General features: G+C 71.6%; 13 protein-coding genes. 7 read left to right on the top strand and 6 right to left on the bottom strand.

What is annotated here, in order from left to right:
- Positions 1-39: 39 nt before the first annotated feature.
- Positions 40-1,779, bottom strand: a complete 1,740-nt coding sequence (locus CIW48_RS14135) for a L,D-transpeptidase family protein (protein WP_149311347.1) — start codon at positions 1,777-1,779, stop codon at positions 40-42.
- A 215-nt stretch (positions 1,780-1,994) separates the two neighbouring features.
- Between CIW48_RS14135 and CIW48_RS14140 the strand changes: the two genes are divergently transcribed.
- Positions 1,995-3,113 carry an acyltransferase gene (locus CIW48_RS14140; protein WP_149311348.1) on the top strand — a complete coding sequence of 373 codons (1,119 nt, stop codon included), beginning with the start codon at positions 1,995-1,997 and terminating at the stop codon, positions 3,111-3,113.
- Here CIW48_RS14140 and CIW48_RS14145 read toward each other — a convergent pair.
- Entirely contained in the window at positions 3,100-4,278 is a 1,179-nt protein-coding gene (locus CIW48_RS14145; RefSeq protein WP_149311349.1) for an endo-1,4-beta-xylanase, read from the bottom strand. The genes CIW48_RS14140 and CIW48_RS14145 overlap by 14 nt on opposite strands.
- A 157-nt stretch (positions 4,279-4,435) precedes the next feature.
- Here CIW48_RS14145 and CIW48_RS14150 point away from each other — a divergent pair, with 157 nt between their 5' ends.
- From CIW48_RS14150 to CIW48_RS14160, 3 genes are all read left to right on the top strand, one after another.
- Entirely contained in the window at positions 4,436-5,278 is an 843-nt protein-coding gene (locus CIW48_RS14150; protein WP_149311350.1) for an SDR family NAD(P)-dependent oxidoreductase, read from the top strand.
- Positions 5,279-5,452: 174 nt separating this feature from the next.
- On the top strand, positions 5,453-6,925 hold the full coding sequence (gene zwf / locus CIW48_RS14155; RefSeq protein ID WP_149311351.1) for a glucose-6-phosphate dehydrogenase: 1,473 nt from the start codon (positions 5,453-5,455) through the stop codon (positions 6,923-6,925).
- A gap of 135 nt (positions 6,926-7,060) precedes the next feature.
- Positions 7,061-7,261, top strand: coding sequence for a hypothetical protein (locus CIW48_RS14160; RefSeq protein ID WP_149311352.1), 201 nt, complete (start codon positions 7,061-7,063; stop codon positions 7,259-7,261).
- Positions 7,262-7,305: 44 nt separating this feature from the next.
- On the opposite strand, the gene CIW48_RS14165 is transcribed toward CIW48_RS14160, so the two are convergent.
- The gene (locus tag CIW48_RS14165; protein WP_149311353.1) at positions 7,306-8,820 is read right to left on the bottom strand and encodes a glucan biosynthesis protein; all 1,515 of its coding nucleotides are present in this window, start codon (positions 8,818-8,820) and stop codon (positions 7,306-7,308) included.
- 271 nt (positions 8,821-9,091) lie between these two features.
- Here CIW48_RS14165 and mdoH point away from each other — a divergent pair, with 271 nt between their 5' ends.
- Together mdoH and CIW48_RS14175 are read left to right on the top strand one after the other, a co-directional pair.
- Positions 9,092-11,023, top strand: a complete 1,932-nt coding sequence (gene mdoH, locus CIW48_RS14170; protein WP_149311354.1) for a glucans biosynthesis glucosyltransferase MdoH — start codon at positions 9,092-9,094, stop codon at positions 11,021-11,023.
- Positions 11,024-11,438: 415 nt separating this feature from the next.
- A complete protein-coding gene (locus CIW48_RS14175; protein ID WP_091777991.1) occupies positions 11,439-12,104 on the top strand; it encodes a L,D-transpeptidase in 666 nt (221 codons plus the stop codon).
- A 54-nt stretch (positions 12,105-12,158) separates the two neighbouring features.
- On the opposite strand, the gene CIW48_RS14180 is transcribed toward CIW48_RS14175, so the two are convergent.
- Positions 12,159-12,485: a cupin domain-containing protein gene (locus tag CIW48_RS14180; RefSeq protein WP_012320831.1), complete on the bottom strand. Its 327-nt coding sequence runs from the start codon at positions 12,483-12,485 to the stop codon at positions 12,159-12,161.
- Positions 12,486-12,695: 210 nt separating this feature from the next.
- A complete protein-coding gene (locus tag CIW48_RS14185) occupies positions 12,696-13,121 on the bottom strand; it encodes a DUF971 domain-containing protein (RefSeq protein WP_149311355.1) in 426 nt (141 codons plus the stop codon).
- Between the two features lie 81 nt (positions 13,122-13,202).
- Between CIW48_RS14185 and moaA the strand changes: the two genes are divergently transcribed.
- On the top strand, positions 13,203-14,255 hold the full coding sequence (gene moaA / locus CIW48_RS14190) for a GTP 3',8-cyclase MoaA (protein ID WP_149311356.1): 1,053 nt from the start codon (positions 13,203-13,205) through the stop codon (positions 14,253-14,255).
- Between the two features lie 192 nt (positions 14,256-14,447).
- On the opposite strand, the gene radA is transcribed toward moaA, so the two are convergent.
- Positions 14,448-15,884 carry a DNA repair protein RadA gene (gene radA / locus CIW48_RS14195; protein ID WP_091777997.1) on the bottom strand — a complete coding sequence of 479 codons (1,437 nt, stop codon included), beginning with the start codon at positions 15,882-15,884 and terminating at the stop codon, positions 14,448-14,450.
- Positions 15,885-15,921: the final 37 nt, after the last annotated feature.

Below are 15,921 nucleotides of genomic sequence, written 5' to 3' on the forward strand. Positions count from 1 at the left end.
GTCGGATGAGGCTCAGCGCGGCGATCCGGGGATGACAAACTAAGGCGCATTGGCCGGCCGAGCCGGCGCTGACTTCACCGGCGCGGATTTGACCGGTGCCGGTTGGATCGGTGCAGGCTTGGCCGACGCAGCCCGCGCCGGAGCCGGTTTTGCGTCGTGTGGGGTGCCCGCCTGAGGCGTCGCCGGCGGAGCACTGGCGAGGGCCGGCTTCGCACTGCCGGCATCGACACCCGCTGGCGCAACGTGCGGGAGCGCGCCGGTGGCCGCCGGTTCCGGAGCCGGTGTGTCGAGGTTGTAGATGTCGTCGCGGAAATGCGCCTTCCCATCCGGCGTGGCGAAGCCGGTGAGGTACACGAAGGTCACCGGAATCGGCTTGGTGAGCTTGATGTCGCGGCGCTCGCCATCGGCGATGCCGGTCTCGATCTCGATCGGTCCCCAGCTCGTGCCCGGCCCGTTCGGACCATCGGTGCCCTGCAGCAGCCAGCCCACGAGTTCCTTCACCTGCCCGACCCGTACGCAGCCATGGCTGTGGAAGCGCACGCTCGCGGCGAAGAGCGATTTTGCCGGCGTATCGTGCATGTAGACGGCAAAGCGGTTCGGCATGTCGATCCGCACTTGGCCCAGCGAATTGTCGAAGCCGGAATCCTGACGCAGCGTGTAGTTGACCGCCTTCTCGCCCGCCCAGTCGATCCGGGTCGGATCGACTTCCCCGGAAGGCCCCAGGATCCGAATGTGGTTCTTGGCGAGATAACCCGGATTCTTGCGCATCTGCGGGATGATCTCGTTCTTCACCACCGAGGCCGGCACGGTCCAGGTCGGGTTGAAGTTGATGTCGGTGATCCGCGTCTCCACCGCCGGCGTCGCCTTGTCGGGGGAGCCGACCACCGCGACGTAGCGGCGCGCCACCGCACCGTTCTCCACCGCCTCCACGGCGGCGGACGGGATGTTGACCACCACGTAGCGCTCGCCGAACGGGAATTTCGAGCCCATCAGCCTGGCCGCGGAGGCCGCGAGCTGGCGCTGGCGCACCGATGCGGGCACGTTCAGCGCGTTAATCGTGAGGCGGCCAAGGATCCCGCTATCGGGCAAGCCATGGCGTCCCTGGAAGGCCGTGATCGCCGCCACCAAAGGCGAATCGAGCCGGTCGCTCGGCGGGGCATCCGCCGGCAGGTCGCCCGTGAGGGTGAGGTGATGGCGCAGGGCCGGGATCGCCGGATGGCGCTCACCGGGCTTGAGGCGTGCAAGATCCTCGGGCAGCTGCTCCCAGCCGCCGGCTTCCGCGAAGGCCGCGTAGCGGTCGGCTGCCCGGAGCGTGTCGAGGAAGGTCCGGGGGGTCAGCGTCGGGTTCGGATCGGTGGAGACCTTGGCGTAGACCAGAGGCGCCGGCTCGCGGGATTTCTTGGCCGCCTCCTGAGGCTTGACCTGCTGGGATTTGGCATCCTGCGATTTGGCCTGCCCTGGGCTTGGCTCCGGCGCGGCCGCGCTCGCCTTGGCTTCCGCGGGCTTGGTATCGGCCCCCCTGGCCTCGCCCGCCTTGCCGGCCGTGCCCTTCGCCTCCGGCGTCCGAGACTCCTGCCCCTTGGCCGCCTCCAGCGCCGCGCCGGCGGGCGGTACGGTGACTGGAACGGCGAGGGGCGGCACCGGAACCGGGCTGCCCTGGGCCGCGCCGGCCCCCTGGGCCAGAGCCTCGACCGGTGCCCCGAGCAGCGCCAGCAGCGACAGGCCCGCGCCCAGTGCGGCGTGCGGGCGGGCGTGACGGCGGAGCTGGACCGGGACCATACGCAACACTCCCGACGGCGCCCGAGACGGGGCGGTCGGGCGGGATCATGGACGGCCGTGGTTACCAATCTCCTCCGGTCTTTCCGGCGCTCCGAGGGAGGGATTCACCATCCGGACACTGGTTCAGGCGCTCAGCGGGCGGTGCGGATGTCGGTGTGCGCGAAAAGCGCGCTTATGCTGTGCGGTCAAAGCGCGACGCGAGATCGACCTCCCCCATGCCGGATTCCGGATTCCTGGTCCCGAAGACGATGCCCTACCTGCCGCAACTCGACGGGGTGCGGGCGGTCGCCATCCTGATCGTCTTCGCGGCCCATTGTGGCTACAGCCGCTTGGTACCGGGCGGCTTCGGCGTGACCGTCTTCTTCTTCCTCAGCGGCTACCTGATCACCACGCTCCTGCGGATCGAGCGGGGTCAGACGGGCACGGTATCGCTCTCGGCCTTCTACCTCCGGCGCAGCCTGCGCATCCTGCCGCCGATGTACCTGGCACTGGTCGCCTCCGGCGCGCTCAACGCCGCGGGGTTGCTGGACTGGATGCCGGTTGAACCGGCGGCGATCCTCGGACAGGCGACGTTCCTGACGAACTATCCCGGCCTGTTCGGCACCGAGGCGGTGCTGCCGGTGCCGCTGTGGAGCCTCGCCATCGAGGAGCACTTCTACCTCGTCTTCCCGCTGGCCTTCGTGCTCTGGCTCGGGCGCCTGCGGCCGCGCCGTGCGGCGCTGGCCTGCCTGGGGCTCTGCGCGGTGGTCCTGGCGATCCGTTGCGTGAACGTCTGGCGGCTGCCGGATTACAGCCTGAACTACAGCTGGACCCACACCCGGATCGACGCGATCCTGTTCGGCTGCTGCCTCGGGTTATGGAACAACCCGGTGATTCCGGCCGACCGGGCGTGGCGCCCCACGCTCTGGCACGTCGCGGCCAGCCTCGCGGTCATCCTCGGGACCCTGGCAATCCGCGATCCCGCCTTCCGGGAGAGCCTGCGCTACACGCTCCAGAGCGCCGCCCTGTTCGTGCCCTTCGCGTACCTGCTCCACGGCGAGGGGCCCGCGGTGCGGCTGCTGGCGAGCCGGCCGATGCGCCAGCTCGGGCTGTGGTCCTACAGCTTCTACCTCGCGCACATGACCGTGGTGGCCCTGGTGCTGCACCTGCGGCCCGGGCTGCACGGCGTCGGGCTGATGCTGGCGGCCTTCCCGGTGACCTTGCTGTGGTGCTGGGGGATGTACGGGCTCGTCGAGCGCCCCTGCACGCGCCTCCGCCGCCGCCTCCTGGCGGATCGGCCGCAGGAGCCGAGCCTCGCCGAGGGCGGCCGCCGAGCCGGGGTCACGCCCGCCTGAGCGCCTCGCGCGCGGCCCTGTGATCCGGCGCGGCCTCGAAGGCCGCCTTCACCGCGTGCCACAGGGGCTTGCGCCGGAACTGCGCGTCGAGCGGCAAGGCCCGCTGCGGCAGGCCGTCGGGCCGCTTGCGGTAGGGGTGGTCGTTCAGCCACGTGTCCGGGTCGTAGATGTCCCAGGTCAGCACGTCGAGGCAGGCGGGCTCGTCCAGCACCACGTCGAGGTAGCGCCTTGCGTAATCGGCCACCATCCGGTCGCGGGTCGCCAAGTCGGACGGGAAGGCGCGGTCGTCGATGTCGAGTTCGGTGATCTCGATCCCGAGCCCCATCTGGCCGATCTCCCGCAGGAAGCGCCGCAGCTGGCCCTGATCGATCGGGATCGTGCTGGTGAGGTGCGATTGCAGCCCGAAGCGCCGGATCGGCACGCCGCGGGACCGCATCGCCTCCAGGCGGCGCAGCACCTTGGTGCGCTTGGCCTCCATCCAGGGCACGCCCTGCTCCACCGCGTCCTCGTTCCAGGTGCCGGCGGCGGCCGGATCGGTCTCGTGCAGGATCCGGAAGGCGAGATCGACGTAGCCGGGGCCGAGCGCGGCGAGCCAGGGGGAGTCGCGCAGGCCGCCGCCGCGGTCGGGATCGGCCTCGTTGCCGAGGATCTCGTTGACCACGTCCCAGGCGACGATCTGGCCCCGGTAATGGCCCGCCACCGTCTCGATCCAGCGCCGCATGAAGTCCTCGGCCTGGACGGCGCTCGCCCGGCCGAGCAGCGGCCCGACCCAGGGCGGCAGCGCCGCGTGCCAGACGAGCGTATGGCCGCGCATGCGCTGGCCGTTCCCCTTAGCGAAGCGCAGGATCGCATCGCCGCGGGCGAAGTCGGTCTTGCCGGGCGCCGGCAGGACCTCCTCCATCTTCATCTCGGTGCCGCAGACGAGGATGCCACATTCCCGCGCCACCGCCTGACGGTAGGCGGGCGTCGCGTCGAAGCGGTGGAACGGCACCTCGCAGCCGTATGTCAGGCCCTTGGCGGCCGCGGCGGCCTGGAGGCTGTCACCCGACCAGGACGGCCGTCCCAGGGGCCCGAACCCCGCCGAACCGGCCGCACGCGCCGCGTTGGCGAGGCCGAGGGATGCCGCGCCGGCGAGGATCGACCGGCGGCTCGGGGGAGGGGACATCCGGGTGCTTCGTTCCGAGAGGTGTTCCGCCACCCTAGCAGAAGCCGCCGCAGCGGCGATCCGTTGGTTCTGCCGGGGCTGTGCGGGATCGGGACGCGAACTCGCCTTCCTCCCGGGTCGCCCCATCTGAAGGGCGCCAGTCAGCCGAGGATCCGTCATGAGCCAGCACCCCGCGATCAGCCCGGGCCGCAGCGCGATCGTCACCGGCGCCGCGAGCGGCATCGGGCTCGCCGCCGCGCAGGCCTTCGCGCGGGCCGGCATGAATGTCTGGCTCGCGGACCTGCCGGGGCCGGCCCTGGACGCGGCCCGCGCCGCCGTGGCCGAACTCGCCGCCGTCGAGGTCCGGGCCGTGCCCACCGACGTGTCGGACCGGGGCGCCGTGGAGGCCCTGGCGGCCGCCGCCGGCCGGGCCGGACCGCCGGCCCTGGTGATGCTGAATGCCGGGATCGAGGCGGGCGGAACGCTGTTCTCCGACGCCGATACCTGGACGCGGATCCTGGGGACCAATCTCGGCGGCGTGGTCAACGGCATCCACGCCTTCGCGCCCGGCATGATCGAAGGCGGCAAGCCCGGGGCGATCATCGTCACGGGCTCGAAGCAGGGGATCACCACGCCACCGGGCAACGCGCCCTACAACGTCTCGAAGGCGGGGGTGAAGGCGGTCACCGAGGCGCTCGCCCACGAGCTGCGCAACCGGGAGGGCTGCCACACCACGGCCCACCTGCTGATCCCCGGCTTCGTCTACACGGGTCTCACGAAGGCGCGCGGCGTCGCCGAGAAGCCCGCTGGGGCCTGGACGCCCGACGAGACCGTGGCGTTCCTGCTGGAGCGGCTCGCCGCCGGCGACTTCTACATCCTCTGCCCCGACAACGAGACCACGCGGGCCCAGGATCAGAAGCGGATCGCCTGGGCCGCCGGCGACATCGTCGAGAACCGGCCCGCCCTGTCGCGCTGGCATCCGGACTATGCCGAGGCGTTCAAGCGGTACATGGAGGGCTGATCCACCGCGCGCCGCGCGCTCCACCGGACCGCGCTGCCCGGGCCTGTCGCAGTCGCGCCCCGGCCCGGGCAGCGCTGGCCTGCGCCCCTCGTCTGGCGAAGCCCTTGCACACGGGCTAGGTCAGTGCGACGCAGCCGCCGCACGAGACCAGCGCACGACACCCGGGAGCCGCACTTGGCCACGATCATCCCCGTCGCTTCCTTCGACTGCGTCGTGTTCGGCGCGACCGGCGATCTGACCGCGCGGAAACTGCTGCCGGCGCTGTTCTACCGATTCCGCGACGGTCAGATCCCCGAGACCAGCCGGATCATCGGCGCCTCGCGCTCGGAATTGTCCCTCGACGCGTTCCGCGAGCACGCCCGCGACGCGCTCAAGCGTTTCGTCCCTGCAGCCGACCTGACCGATGACATGCTCGAGCGGTTCCTCGACCACGTCGATTACGTCGCGGTCGATGGCGCCGGCGACAGCGGTTGGACCGACCTCGTCGCCAAGCTCGACGAGCGGCCCGACCAGGTCCGGCCCTACTATCTTGCCACCTCGCCCGACCTCTACGGCTCGATCTGCCGCAACCTCGCCGGCCACGGGCTCGTCGGCGAGAAGTCCCGCGTCGTGCTGGAGAAGCCGATCGGCAAGGATCTGAAATCGGCCCGGGCGATCAACGACGCGGTCGGCGAGGTCTTCCCGGAATCGCAGATTTTCCGGATCGATCACTATCTCGGCAAGGAGACGGTCCAGAATCTGCTGTCACTCCGCTTTGCCAACACAATCTTCGAGCGGCTCTGGACGTCGGACGTGATCGACCATGTCCAGATTACGGTCGCCGAGACCGTCGGCGTCGAGGGCCGGGCCGGCTACTACGACACGTCGGGCGCGATGCGCGACATGCTGCAGAACCACATCCTGCAGCTCCTCTGCCTCACCGCCATGGAGAGCCCGCTCAATCTTGAGGCGAACTCGGTCCGCGACGAGAAACTGAAGGTGCTGCGCGCCCTCAAGCCGATCACCAGCCAGGACATCCCGCTCGTGACCGTCCGCGGCCAGTACGTGGCCGGCGCGGTCGACGGGAAGCCTGTGGAGGGTTACCTCGCCGAACTCGGCCACGAGAGCCGGACCGAGACCTTCGTGGCCATGAAGGTCGAGATCCAGTCCGGACGCTGGGCCGGCGTGCCGTTCTACCTGCGCACCGGCAAGCGCCTGCCCCAGAAGCTCTCCGAGATCGTGGTGCAGTTCCGCGCCTCGCCGTTCTCGATCTTCCCCGAGGAGGCGTTCGGCCGCGAGCCGAACCGCCTCGTGATCCGACTGCAGCCGCAGGAGGGTATGAAGCTCGAGGTGATGACCAAGGATCCGGGACCCGGCGGCCTGCGCCTGCGCCCGACCGACCTCGACATCTCCTTCGAGGAGACCTTCAAGCAGCGTTACCCTGACGCCTACGAGCGCCTGCTGATGGACGTGGTCCGCGGCAACGCGACGCTGTTCATGCGCCGCGACGAGGTCGAGGCCGCCTGGGCCTGGGCGGATGGCGTACTCAAGGCCTGGGCCGACCGGCCCGAGGCGCCCCGGCCCTACCCGGCCGGGAGCTGGGGGCCGACCGCCGCCATCGCGCTGATCGAGCGCGACGGCCGCACGTGGCACGAGGAGCTGCGCTGAGGAGATGCGGCAAGGACGCTCCGCGGCTTACGGCCAAGCTGCCTTGATACGGTCAAGCCAGATGTGAAATCTGTCTGTGCCGCCAGATACCGCCCCGCGAGAGGGCGGATACGGCTCAGCACGAGGGATCATCACATGCTGGACAATCATCAGCACACGGCCGCCCAGGCCGAGCGTCGCCTGGAGCGTTCGGTTGCAGCCGCCCTGCGCGTCATCGCCGCCGCCCATGTCGAACGGCAGGCTCCGCCGATCTCCGCCGCCCGCCGCTGCCTGAGCGAGGTCTACGGCGCCACCCGTCTGGCGCGGCGCCTGGAGCAGGAGCGCCGGACCGCCTGAGGCGGCCTGAACCGTCCCGCGCCGTCGCGACGCGAGGACCATATCTAAACGGCGGCGTCCCAGGTCTCGCTGAGGGGGGCCGTCCCGCGGACCAGCCGGGCGCGGAGCACGACGTCGCCCGGCGGCACCGGGTCCGGCGGGCGCCACTCGACGTAGATCCGCCAGCCGCCGGTCTGCGGCACGAAGTTGGCCACCGGATCGTGCATCGTGCCGGCGCTGGCCGAGACCTCCGCGGCGACCGCGTCGTCGGCATCCTTCGGGAGAGCCGGTCCCGCGAAGTCGATCACGCAGAGCCGCCGCCGGGGGCTCGGCGGGTTCAACGGGCGCAGGCGCTCCGCTGAGCCGAACCGCGTCGATGTCACCCGGGCCAGGGCGGCCTCCGGGATCGCCGGCACCGGCTCAGCCCCCACGGTGGTCAGGCCGTAGGCGACGTGCAGCGGCGCGCCGGGCTGCGCCGGGGCCGCCGGCACGAAGGCCGCCACGATGTTGTCCATGTACTCCTCGTCCGACGGGATCTCGAAGAGCTGCACGGCGCCGTCCGCGAAAGCGCCCCTGTCAGGATCCGGGGCCACCCACAGGCCCGGCCGCGCCTCGTGGCGCGCCTCCACGTCGAGATAGGCCGCGAAGCTACGCTCCCGCTGCAGCAGCCCGAAGCCGGCCAGCGGCCTGGTCGCGAAGGCGGAGATCTGAGGCTGTTTGCGTCCGTTGACCAGGGGCCGCCAGATCCGATCGACCTGCGCCGCATCGGTGCCAGCCGCGACGCAGAGGCCGTCGGAATCGTGCACCTGCGGCCGGAAATCGTCGAACGGCTCGGCGCCCCGCACCCCGGGCCCGTTCTGGCCGTACAGGAACATGCTGGTGAGCGGCGCCAGTCCGAGCTTCGAGAGCGCCCGGCGCGGATGGAGCGCCGCGGTGACGGCGATCCGGGCCGGGTCGCCGGGCGCGATCTCGAACCGGTAGGCGCCGGCTACGCTCGGGCTATCCAGGAGGGAGAGCACCGTCAAAGTGCGCGCGCCCGGCTCCGGTTCGCAGATCCAGTGGGCGACGAAGTCAGGAAACTCCTCACCCTCGGGCGCACCGGTGCCGATGGCGAGCCCTCGGGCCGAGAGCCCGTATTCCTGGTTGGCCGCGCGCAGGCGGAAATAGGAGGCGCCCAGGAAGACGAGGAATTCCTCCTGGAAGCCCTTCGGGCGCCATACCGGCAGGTCCGGGAAGGCGTAGTGCAGGCGGAAGCCCGCGAAGCCGAGATCCGCCGGGAAGCTCGCGCCGGCAAGCCGCGAGCCCAGATCGAACAGTCGGGTCTCGTACGGGATCAGGCGTGCGGGCTCGTGGAGCGGCTGGACGTAGAGCGCCACGCGCTTGCGTTGCAGAAAGCCGCGGTGAAACAACTGGGCGCTGAAATGCGCACCGAGCCGCAGGCTCGCGTCCGGCCGGAAGGTGAGGGCCCGGTAGCCGTCGTAGTCGAGGGCGGCGAGCGCCTGCGGCAGATCCTCGGGCGGCGGGGCGTAGGGCGCGGCGGCGCGCCGCGCCGCCTGGGCAGACAGGGTTTCGAAGGTCATCGCATCGCCCTGCGGCGGAAGCGCCGGCCCGGCCCACGTTCTGGACGCATTCAGATCAGCCGCGCTAGGTAGAACCGTGCCGGCAGCCGCGGCCAGAGCTGTTCGAAGAATGCGGCGCCGGGAGGGGGGATTGATCCGTTCGGCTTCCGGCGGCCTGGGCTGCCGGGTCGGCTCCGTATCCTCACCCCGCATATCGGTGTCCACGGTCATCGGTTCCCGGCCTTCGGCGGCGGGGCGGCCGGCAGCCTTCCACGGTCGAGTTCCTCGCGCCATGTCGTCACGCGTCACCTCCTCCGCCGAGCGGTCGCACCGGAACGCGGCTCCCGCCATACCCGATCCGGCGGTCGCCGCATCCCTTCGCGAAGTCTGGACCGGCGCGCCCCGCGGCGCCCTGCGCGCCCGGCGTCTCGCCCTGGCCGTCCCGAGCCTCGCCACCGCCGGCGGCCTCGCAGGGCTCGCCGCGATCGCCTACCCGGCGGACGCCAGCCCGCTCGCCTGGGCGGTCCTGGTGCTGTTCGGCCTCGTGATGGGCTGGCAGGGTTTCGTCGCCTGCCAATACGTCTACGGGTTCGTCGCGGCCCTGCTGGGCGACCGGGCGAAGTCTGTGCTGGAGCGCTGCTCCGGGGCGGCGGGCGCCGTGCCGGCCGAGGCCGGACGCACCGCGGCCGTGGTGGCGATCCACGCCGAGGATGCGGTGGCGGTCTTCGCCCGCCTGCGGGTGATGGCCCGGTCGCTCGCCCGCGCCGAGGCGGAGGGCATCGATATCTTCGTCCTCTCCGACACCCGCGACGGCGCGATCGCCGCCGTGGAGGAGCACGAATACGCCCGCATCCAGGCCTGGGCGGCCTCCGACCCGGCGCTGCCGCGGATCCGCTACCGGCGCCGGACGGAGAATGTCGGCCGCAAGGCCGGCAACATCGGCGAGTTCTGCCGCAGCCACGGTGCCGAATACGCCTTCATGATCGTGCTGGACGCCGACAGCCTGATGACCGGCGCGGCCATGAGCCGGCTCGTCGGGCTGATGCAGGCGAGCCCGCGCACCGGCCTGATCCAGACCGTCTCGTACGCGGCCGGTCGCGACACGCTGTTCGCCCGCATCCAGCAATTCGCCGTCCGCCTCTACGCGCCGCTGGCTTTGCGCTGCCTGGAGACCTGGCAGGGGCCGGAGGGCAGCTACTGGGGCCACAATGCGATCCTGCGGATCGAGGCCTTCGCGGCGAACGCGCAGCTCCCGAAGCTCCCGGGCCGGGAGCCGCTCGGCGGCGAGATCCTGTGCCACGACATCGTCGAGGGCGCGCTGATGGTGCGCGCCGGCTGGGAGGTGCGGCTCCTGCCCGAGATGGGCGGCACCTGGGAGGAGATGCCCACCAACCTGATCGACCTGCTCGGCCGGGAGCGCCGCTGGTGCCAGGGCAATCTCCAGCACCTGCGGGTGCTGCCCTGGGCGGGCCTGCGCGCGGCGAGCCGCTGGCATCTCCTCGTCGGCATCCTCTCCTACGGGGTGCAGCCGTTCTGGATCGCCTTCCTGGGCCTCGCCGCGTGGCAGGCTGCCCGGACCGGCGATCTGGGCCTCCTGGCCTACGGGCTGACCGGGCAGGGCGCCGCCGCCCACGCGCTCGCCGCCCTCAGCGTCGCCGTGCTGGCGCTGCCGAAGCTCCTGAGCCTCGGCCACGTCCTCGCCTCCGCGGAGCGCCGGGCGGCCTTCGGCGGCGCGCGAGCCCTGCTCGCGAGCGCCGCCCTGGAACAGGCGGTGTGGGTGATCCTGTGGCCGGTCCTGACCCTGTTCACTGCCGGCGCCGTGGTCTCGACCTTCTTCGGCCGGGTGGTCCGCTGGGAGACGCAGGACCGGGACGACCGGCAGGTGTCCTGGGCGGAGGCCTTCCGGCTCCAGGCCGACGCCGTGGTGGTCGGCGCGCTGATGGTGTTCGCCCTGGTCGTCGTCGGGAACCCGTGGCTCGCCCTCTGGCTGGCGCCTGTCGCCCTGGCGCTGCTCACGAGCCCGGCCCAGAGCGTCTGGACCAGCCGGGGCGATCTCGGCCGCGCCGCCCGGGCGCGGAGCCTGTTCCTGAACGCCGACGACACCGAGCAGGCGCCGGAACTCGCCGAGCTCGCCCAGCTGCGCGGCCTGCCCGCCGCGCCGGCCCCACTCCTCCGCCCGGCGCCGCGCGAGCCGGCCATCTGGCTCGCCGCCGACGAGGCCTGACGCGGCTCCGCGCCGTCCTTCCGGGGCGCCGCGGGCGAGCCTGGAACCCAGAGCCGCGCTCGGAGCGCGGTTCGGGCGCCGCAGCATGTTTGGATCCCGGGTTCCGCAGAGCGACTCCGGGATGACTGGGTGCGACGGCGGCGATGCCCGAACACGGCGAGGCGTGAGACTGCCTTCGAGCCGCCCTGGGAACCTGCCGCCAAGGCCAGGACCTGCGCCATTCATCCCGGCACTTACGGCCAAGCTGCCACAGTGTTGCCATCGAGTCACGGGCGGGCGGAACCGCCCCGGCGGGGCGGTTTCAGGCTTGGATTTGAGGCGCGAGCGTTTACCCCTTGGCGAGGATCGGCACGGCATCGTGCCGCGGTATTCGCCGCGTTCCCGCCATAGTCCGCGCCTGCCCCGAGAGGCTTTGATGCGTCGTTTCCTCCCCGCCCTGATCGGGCTTTTCGGCGCGGCTGCCTGCGCCGCACCGGCATTGGCCTACGAGATTGACCCGCTGACCCGCCAGCCGCTGAACGACGCGCTCACCGTGCGCGTCCGCCCGCAGGCCGTCGAGACCGTCGCGGTGCCGGTGGCCAATGCCTCGTTGAACCCGGCCGACCCGTTGAGCGCCGACGCGGCGGTGCCGCAGATGTCGGCGATCCCGCGCGAGACCGTGGCCTATAACGGCCCCTACGGCGCCGGCACGATCGTGGTCTCCACGGCCGAGCGGCGGCTCTACTACGTGATGGGCGGCGGTCAGGCCCTGCGCTACGGCGTCGGCGTCGGCCGGCCGGGCTTCACGTGGGGCGGCGTGCAGACCATCACGATGAAGCGTGAGTGGCCGGATTGGCGTCCGCCGTCGACCATGCTGAAGCGCCGACCCGACCTGCCGCGCTACATGAAGGGCGGCCTCGAGAACCCGCTCGGCGCCCGCGCCATGTATCTCGGCGGCTCGATCTACCGCATCCACGGCTCGAACGAGCCGGAGACCATCGGCACCGCCGTCTCGTCGGGCTGCATCCGCATGACCAACGACGACGTCATGGACCTCTACACCCGCGCCAAGGTCGGCACGAAGGTCGTCGTCCAGCGCTAATCTCCGCTCGGTGTTTTGACGGAAGGGCCGGCCGCGAGGTCGGCCCTTCTGCGTTCAGGCCGCGGGCAGGGTCACCAGGGCGTCCGGGCGCTTCACCTCGATCTCGATGAACGCGATCGGGTGGTCGGACCCGTTCATCACGTCGTGCCGGATGCCCGCGGGGCGCATGTACGACTGGCCGGCCGCGAGCGCCGTCTCGCTCACCGCCGCGCCGTCATGGACGCGCAGGATCCCGTCCACCAGCATCACCACGAAATACGGCCAGCCATGCTCGTGCCAGCCGGTCACGCCGCCGGGTGGGAAATCCCAGCGCGTGATGCGCACGGCGGCGTCGTCCTGCTGGACGGTGGGCGTGGCGGGGATGGTGCAGGCGAAGGCCATGGCGGCTCCAGAGAGGGCGGGTGCAGATGCCCGCGGAACGTGATGCAAGCCTCCGGCCTTCTCCACGGCGCGGTTCGACCCGCGCCGTCATCGCGAGCGCAGCGAAGCGACCCAGGGACGCGCGACCTCTGAGATCGTGGCGCCGCTGGATTGCTTCGCTCCGCTCGCAAAGACGAGGCTCGGGCCCAGAGTAAGCTGGAGCGGCTGCCCTCAGTGGCAGCCGCACGAGCCCGAGCCGCAACCGCCGCCGCTGCCCTTGACGGGCGCCTGCCGCGCGGTGTCTCGGTCGAGGCCGCGCTCGGCGAGCTCGCCGAGATAGGTGTTCCAGCGCATCTCGTACTCGCGGCCCAGCGTGTGGAGGTAGCCCCAGCCGTAGATGCCGGTGTCGTGCATGTCGTCGAAGCCGAGCTTCACCGCGTAGTTGCCGACCGGCTGCACAGCCAGGATCGCCACGGCGCGCTTGCCGCCGATCACCTTCCGCTCCAGCGGCGAGTGACCCTGCACCTCGGCCGAGGGGCTCGACACCCGCAGGTACTCGGCCGGCAGGGCATAGCGCGCGCCGTCCTCGAAGGCGACGTTGAGCACCCGCCGGTCGGCCGACAGGCGGATCTCGGTCGGCCACAGATCCTCGCTCACGGGTCACACTCCTCACGCAATCCGGGATTGCGGCACGGGACCGGCTTGCCCGCGACCATCCGGGGCATCATATGCCGGACGATGCTCGATGACAGCTCCCTGACGCCGCATACGTCCGCGGTCGGCGCGCCCGCCGGGCCCGCGCCGCTGATCGACCCGTTCCAGCGGGCGATCTCGTACCTGCGCATCTCGGTCACGGATCGCTGCGACCTGCGCTGCGCCTACTGCATGTCCGAGCACATGGAGTTCCTGCCCAAGCGCGACCTGCTGACCCTGGAGGAGCTGGACCGGCTCTGTGGCGTGTTCATCGCCCGGGGCGTGCGCAAGCTCCGGATCACCGGCGGCGAACCGCTGGTGCGCCGCGACATCATGCACCTGTTCCGCCGCCTCTCGCGCCACCTCGATTCCGGGGCGCTGGAGGAGCTGACGCTCACCACCAACGGAACCCAGCTCACGCGCTACGCCGACGAGCTGGCGAGCCTCGGCGTGCGCCGGATCAACGTTTCGCTCGACACCCTCGACCCGGACAAGTTCCGGGAGATCACCCGCCGCGGCGACCTCAAGGTGGTGCTCGACGGCATCGCGGCGGCGCGGGCTGCCGGGATGAAGGTGAAGATCAACGCGGTGGCGCTGCGCGACGTCAATGCCGACGAAATCCCCGACATGATCGCCTGGGCCCATGGCCTCGGCATGGACATGACGCTGATCGAGGTCATGCCGCTCGGCGAGATCGAGGCGGACCGGACCGACCAGTTCCTGCCGCTTTCGGTGGCGCGGCAACGCCTGGAGACCCGCTACACCCTCACGCCGCTGCCCGACCGAACTGGCGGCCCGGCGCGCTACGTGCGGGTCGAGGAGACCGGCGGGAAGCTCGGCTTCATCACGCCGCTGACCCACAATTTCTGCGAGAGCTGCAACCGGGTGCGCCTGACCTGTACGGGCCAGCTCTACATGTGCCTGGGCCAGGAGGATTCAGCCGACCTGCGCGCGGTCCTGCGCGCCTCCCAGGATGACGCGGTGCTGGCCACGGCGGTGGTCGAGGCGATCACCCGCAAGCCCAAGGGCCACGACTTCGTCATCGAGCGCCAGCGCCCGGCCGCCGTGCCGCGGCACATGAGCGTGACGGGGGGCTGACGCCGTTCGTCCGCGGACCGGTGCGCCGTCGATAGCGCCCGTGCCTCGCGCTGGACGCCGACGCCGATAAGGGGCGCGACGCACCCCCTCTCCCGCACGGGAGAGACCGCCGCCAGATCCTGAGGCTGCGTCGTCGCATCCGAGGAGCAAATTCGCGAGCGCGCGGAGGCTGCGGAGAGCCCGCCCCGAGCGTCACATCTCCTCGTCGGCGTAGCGCGCCGGCTGCCGCCCGCGCTGGCCGGATCCCCGCCGCGGCGCGCCCGCGCTGATCCCCGCCACCAGGTCGGCGATGTGGCGCAGCGTCTCCACCGCGAGCGCCTTCTCGCCCTCGCCGCGGCCCTGCGGGATCAACGCCTTGGCAAAACCGAGCTTCTGGGCTTCCTTCAGCCGGGAGCCGGCCTGCGCCACGGGCCGGATCGCCCCCGACAGGCCGATCTCGCCGAAATAGACCGTCTCGGGCGGCAGCACGGCCCCCGACAGCGACGAGACCAGGGCGGCGGCCACCGCGAGGTCCGCCGCCGGCTCGGTGATGCGCAGGCCCCCCGCCACGTTCAGGTAGACGTCGTGGCTCCCGAGGCGGATGCCGCCATGGGCCTCCAGCACGGCGAGCACCATCGACAGCCGGTTCGGGTCCCAGCCGACCACGGCGCGCCGGGGCATGCCCAGCGACGAGGGCGCCACCAGGGCCTGGATCTCCACCAGCAGCGGCCGCGTCCCCTCCATGCCGGCGAAGACCGCCGTGCCGGCCGCCTGATGGTCGCGGCCCGCCAGGAACAGGGCCGAGGGGTTCGGCACCTCGCTCAGGCCCGCATCGGTCATCTCGAACACGCCGATCTCGTCGGTGGGCCCGAACCGGTTCTTCACGGCGCGCAGGATCCGGAAATGGTGACCCTGGTCGCCCTCGAAGGAGGCGACCGCGTCGACCATGTGCTCCACCACGCGGGGGCCGGCGATCTGACCGTCCTTGGTGACGTGCCCCACCAAGATCACGGCGGTGCCGGTGGTCTTGGCGAAGCGGATCAGCGCCTGGGCCGAGGAGCGGACCTGCGTGACCGTGCCGGGGGCCGATTCCACCGTCTCGGTCCACATGGTCTGGATCGAGTCGATGATCGCCAGCGCGGGCGGGCGCCCCTGGCTCAGGGTCTCGACGATGTCCTCGACATTGGTCTCGGCGGCGAGCTGCACGGGGAGCGCGCTGAGCCCCAGCCGCTCGGCCCGCAGGCGGACCTGCCCCACCGCTTCCTCGCCCGAGATGTAGGCGACCCGCTCGCCCGTGCCCGCCATGGCGGCGGAGGCCTGCATCAGCAGGGTCGACTTGCCGATGCCGGGATCGCCGCCGAGCAGGATCACCGAGCCGCGCACGAAGCCGCCGCCGGTCACCCGGTCGAGCTCGCCGATCCCCGAGGGGATGCGCGGCGCCTCCTTGGCCTCGCCGGTCAGGCCCTCGAGGGGGAAGACCCGGCCGCGGTTGCGCGACGGCCGGGTCGCGGCCGGGCCCGACTGGCCGGGGGCCGAGGGCGCCTCCTCGACGATCGTGTTCCAGCCGTTGCAGGCCTCGCAGCGCCCGCGCCAGCGATTGTAGACCGCCCCGCAGGACTGGCAGACGAAGGTCTGGTGGATCTTGGCCATTCGAGTCCGCGCCGGCCGTCCGACCTTCCGGTCAGGG

It is taken from the genome of Methylobacterium sp. P1-11, assembly GCF_008329595.1.
In the GTDB taxonomy this organism is placed as follows: domain Bacteria; phylum Pseudomonadota; class Alphaproteobacteria; order Rhizobiales; family Beijerinckiaceae; genus Methylobacterium.